Below are 4,036 nucleotides of genomic sequence, written 5' to 3'. Positions count from 1 at the left end.
CGCGCCGTCGACCGTGAAGCTGGGCTGGGTGGCCTGGGAGGCCGACCGCGGCCAGCAGGACACCCGCGTGGCGATCGACAGCGAGATCCTCAACCCATGGGCCTGGTCCGGAACCGGCCTGATCGGCGGCAACCCGGGCAACGCCGCGGACTCGACGGCATTCGGCTCCGCCTTCTCGAACTCGCTGGGCACGGACGTCAAGGCCTTCAAGCCCGCGAGCGTCGGCGCCGGTGCGCACGTGTTGGACGTGTACAGCGGCGGTGACAGCTTCCTGCTCGACACCATGCTGCTCACGATCACTCCTGAGGCCGGGCTCGTCGACTAGTTGTCGTGCACGAGGTGATGCGGCGCGCAGCTTGCGCTACATCGCCGGGTCGGGGCTCCACGTCATGTCGAGTTGCCGAGCCGTCCTCTGAGCGAGTTCGAGCGACTGGGTGCGTGCCACCAGGTGCAGCGCGAGATGCATGCCAGAGGTGAGGCCACCGCTGGTGAGCACCGCGCCGGCATCGACCCAGCGCACGCCACGCACCGCCCCGCCGATGTCCTCGCACGCCGCGAGGTCGGCGACATCCTCCCAGTGCGTGGTGGCGGTGATTCCGGCCAACAGGCCCGCCCGCGCGAGCAGGAACGCGCCCGTGCACACCGATGCGGTCATGGGCGCGCTGGCGGCGAGACGCTCGATGGTCTCGCGCAGCCGGCTGTCGGACAGGGCGCAGGCCACGTCGATGGTCCCGGGCACCAACAAGATGTCGCAGGAGCCGATCGCGTCGGAGTCGACGAGCCGGGTCAGGGTCATGCCGCCGAAGGCCCCGATGTCCATCCCACCGGGGCTCGCCAGCAGCACCTCGTATGCCGGGGCGGCACCGTCACGCTCGAGCAGCCGCGACGCGGTAAGGAACACCTCGTAGGGACCCCCGGCATCGATGACGTCGAAGCCGTCGAACAGGAGGATGACCACGCGCATCGTCATGGGACCCACGCTAGCGGGCGACGAGGTGCGGGGCCGCGTACAGCCTGGCGTCAGGCGATGACCGAGGCTTGCACGCGGGGCCGCACCACGGTCCAGAAGACCACGTTGGCGACGATGAGCGCACCCACCATCACCACGGCCATCGAGACCACGGAGACGCCGAGCACGCCCACGAGCGGCGAGATGATGCCCGCGACGCCGAAGTTCATGGCGCCGATGAGCGACGCCGCGGTGCCGGCCTCCGCACCGTGATTGGCGAGCGCGGTGATCTGGACGGTGGGCATGATGAGGCCCACCGAGGCGACCACGAAGAAGAGCGGGACCAGGACCCCGAGGAGTCCCATCCCCAGCATGTCGGCGACGATGAGCGCGACCGAGCCGATCAGCATGGTGGCGAGTCCGACCGTGGTGACGGCGCGCGGGGGGAACACGCGCATCATGCGGGCGGACGTCTGGTTGGCGATCACCAGCCCGATCGAGTTCACGCCAAACGCGATCCCGAACTCCTGGGCGCTCAGGCCGAACAGCTCCTGGAGCACGAACGACGATGCGGACAGGTAGGAGAACAACGCGGTGAACGTCATCGCGCCCACGATGGCGATGCCCACGAACGAGGCGTCGCCGAGCAGGCGCGCGTAGCGCGCGCGGTACGCGGTCAGCGAGGTACCGCCGCGGCGCTCCACCGGGAGGGTCTCGCGGAGGAATCCGCTGGCGGCGATCACCACCAGCACGCCGTACATACCCAGAACGATGAACACGCCGCGCCAGTCGATGACGCGCAGGAGCTGCGATCCGATCACGGGGGCGAGCACGGGCGCGAGCCCCGTGATGAGTGCCATGCGGGCGAGCATCCGGATGAGCGACTGGCCAGCGAAGAGGTCACGGATGATCGCCATCGCGACCACCGCTCCTCCGGCGGCGCCGATGCCCTGCACCACTCGTCCGGCCATCACCCACTCGACCGATGGCGCGAAGGCCACCGCGACCGAGGCCACGATGTGCAGCAGCGTGGCGATGATGAGCGGCCGCTTGCGGCCCAGGGAGTCGCTCAGCGGCCCGACCACCAGTTGGCCGAGACCGAAGCCCACCATGGTGGCCGTGAGGGTCAGCTGGATGGCGGCCTCGGTGGTCGCGAGGTCCGCCGCGACGTTGGGGAACGCGGGAAGGTAGAGGTCCACCGTGAACGGGCCGAGCGCGACGAGCGCGCTCAGCAGCAGGATGTAGACCAGTTTGTCGCGTCGCGGAAGAGCGTTGCCCGGGCTGCGGGTGGGGACGGCCGCGGGTGCTGCGGGTGCTGCGGGCCGGTCCAGGGTGACGCTCATGCAAGGCCTTCGTTCGACATAGAGGTGGCCGACGGATCGGCCTCCGTTGGCTGGGTGCGGGCGTCCGCGCGGCGATCTCGCCGGGACTTCCCCTGTACCTCAACGATGGAGAGGCTGATGAATTCCCGCGGTTGCCGGGAGACGCCGAGACGCCCGGTGCGGAGCCAATCGCTCTGCGCCGGGCGTCTCGTGGTCTTCGACCAGTTTACAGCCTGTTGGACATGTGTCTAGTGCTGCTTGGTGGCCTGGGCATTTACCTCATACGACGTGTTGGTGGCCTCGAAGAAGTTCACCAGCTGGAGGGTGTCGTTCGCGGTGGCCATCCACTTGGCGGGGTTGGACACGTTGTAGTGCGAGTCGAATCCGAGCTCCTCGAGCCGACGGTCGGCCAGGTACTTGACGTACTGGTTCACATAGTCGGAGTTGAGTCCCAGGATGCCCTTGGGAAGGAGGTCGCGGTTGTACTGCTCCTCCATCTCGACGGCCCCGATGATCATCTGGCGGATCTCTTCCGCGAACTCCGGGTCCTGCAGGTCCTCGTTCTCCTCGAGCACGGTGAGGATGAGGTTGATGCCGAACTGGAGGTGCAGCGACTCGTCACGGATGATCCAGTCCATCAGCGACCCGAAGTTCCGCAGCAGGTTCCGCTGGCGGAACGAGAGCGCGACCATGAAGCCCGAGTAGAACCAGATGCCCTCGAGGATGATGTTGTACGCCACGAGGTTGCGGATGAAGTCCTTCTTGCCCTCCGTCGAGCTGATGTCGAGGGTCTCCTCCGTCATCCGCTTGATGAACTTGACCTCGAACTCCTCCTTGGCGGCCATGGACGGGACGGTCACGTGGGACCCGTAGGCGGCCTCGCGGTCGATCGGGAACGTCTCGAGAACGTATTCGAACGACATGCAGTGGTTGGCCTCCTCCCACATCTGCTTGGCGAGGTACAGATGACCCTCGGGAGCGTTGATGTAGGGGTAGACGCCGAACGCGAGCGCCTTGTTCACCAGAAGCTCGTTGGGGTTGAAGTACGACATCAGGTACGTGATGGCGTGCTTCTCCTCCTCCGTCATCTTCTTGAAGTCCGCGAGGTCCTCACCCAGCTGAATCTCGTTGGGGAACCACGTGTTGGCGACGGCCTGGTTGTAGAGGTCGTACGCCCAGGGATAGGTGATCGGCTTGAGCAGGAGTCCGTCCTGCACGCCGCTTCCAAGAATGCCCATGTTGTGAAGTCTCCTGTCTCTATCGAACGGCTACTGGCACGACTCGCACTGGAGCCGCTCCATCGGGTCCACGGGGCAGGCGACTCCGCCCACCAGTTCAGTGTCGCCCGAGGCGACCGTCTCCACCACATTGAGCACCGTCGCGCTCTGCGGCGCAAACGCCGCCGGCTCCGATGCGGGGGCGGGCGCCGGGAGCGAGGACGGCGGAACCGCCGGCTGCTCCTGGGGTGAGGCGGCGAAGGCCTGGATCGCCACCGCCGACAGGACCGATGCCGGGGCCGAGGAGACCACGGGCCGCGAGGGAGCCGCAGGCGCTTCCGCCGTGGGCGTGTCCGCCTTCGCGGCGCCGAAGCCGCCGAAGCCGCGAGCGGCGGGCGCCGCGGAGACCGGCGCCTCGACGGGCTCGGCCACGGGCGCCTCGACCACGACGGCCGCATCGGCGCCGGCGGGGGCCGCAGGGGCCGCCGCCTTGGCGGCGCCGAAGCCCTTGCGAGCACCGCCGAAGCCCTTGCGCGCCGGACCGGCCG

General features: G+C 68.0%; 4 protein-coding genes and 1 pseudogene. 1 reads left to right on the top strand and 4 read right to left on the bottom strand.

What is annotated here, in order from left to right:
* The coding region (locus Q0L54_RS08660; protein WP_296667225.1) for a hypothetical protein at window positions 1-325 on the top strand (325 nt) is incomplete at its 5' end.
* 36 nt (window positions 326-361) lie between these two features.
* On the opposite strand, the gene Q0L54_RS08655 is transcribed toward Q0L54_RS08660, so the two are convergent.
* The 4 genes and pseudogenes from Q0L54_RS08655 to Q0L54_RS08640 form a co-directional block, all read right to left on the bottom strand.
* Window positions 362-970, bottom strand: a complete 609-nt coding sequence (locus Q0L54_RS08655) for a DJ-1/PfpI family protein (RefSeq protein ID WP_296667222.1) — start codon at window positions 968-970, stop codon at window positions 362-364.
* A 50-nt stretch (window positions 971-1,020) separates the two neighbouring features.
* A complete protein-coding gene (locus tag Q0L54_RS08650) occupies window positions 1,021-2,292 on the bottom strand; it encodes a multidrug effflux MFS transporter (protein ID WP_296667220.1) in 1,272 nt (423 codons plus the stop codon).
* A 227-nt stretch (window positions 2,293-2,519) separates the two neighbouring features.
* The gene (locus Q0L54_RS08645) at window positions 2,520-3,509 is read right to left on the bottom strand and encodes a ribonucleotide-diphosphate reductase subunit beta (RefSeq protein ID WP_296667217.1); all 990 of its coding nucleotides are present in this window, start codon (window positions 3,507-3,509) and stop codon (window positions 2,520-2,522) included.
* Window positions 3,510-3,539: 30 nt separating this feature from the next.
* Window positions 3,540-4,036, bottom strand: a pseudogene (locus Q0L54_RS08640) (hypothetical protein); the annotation flags it as partial.

The sequence above is a fragment of the Demequina sp. genome, assembly GCF_024642165.1.
Lineage (GTDB): Bacteria > Actinomycetota > Actinomycetes > Actinomycetales > Demequinaceae > Demequina.
This window is presented reverse-complemented; position numbering and strand designations above follow the sequence as displayed.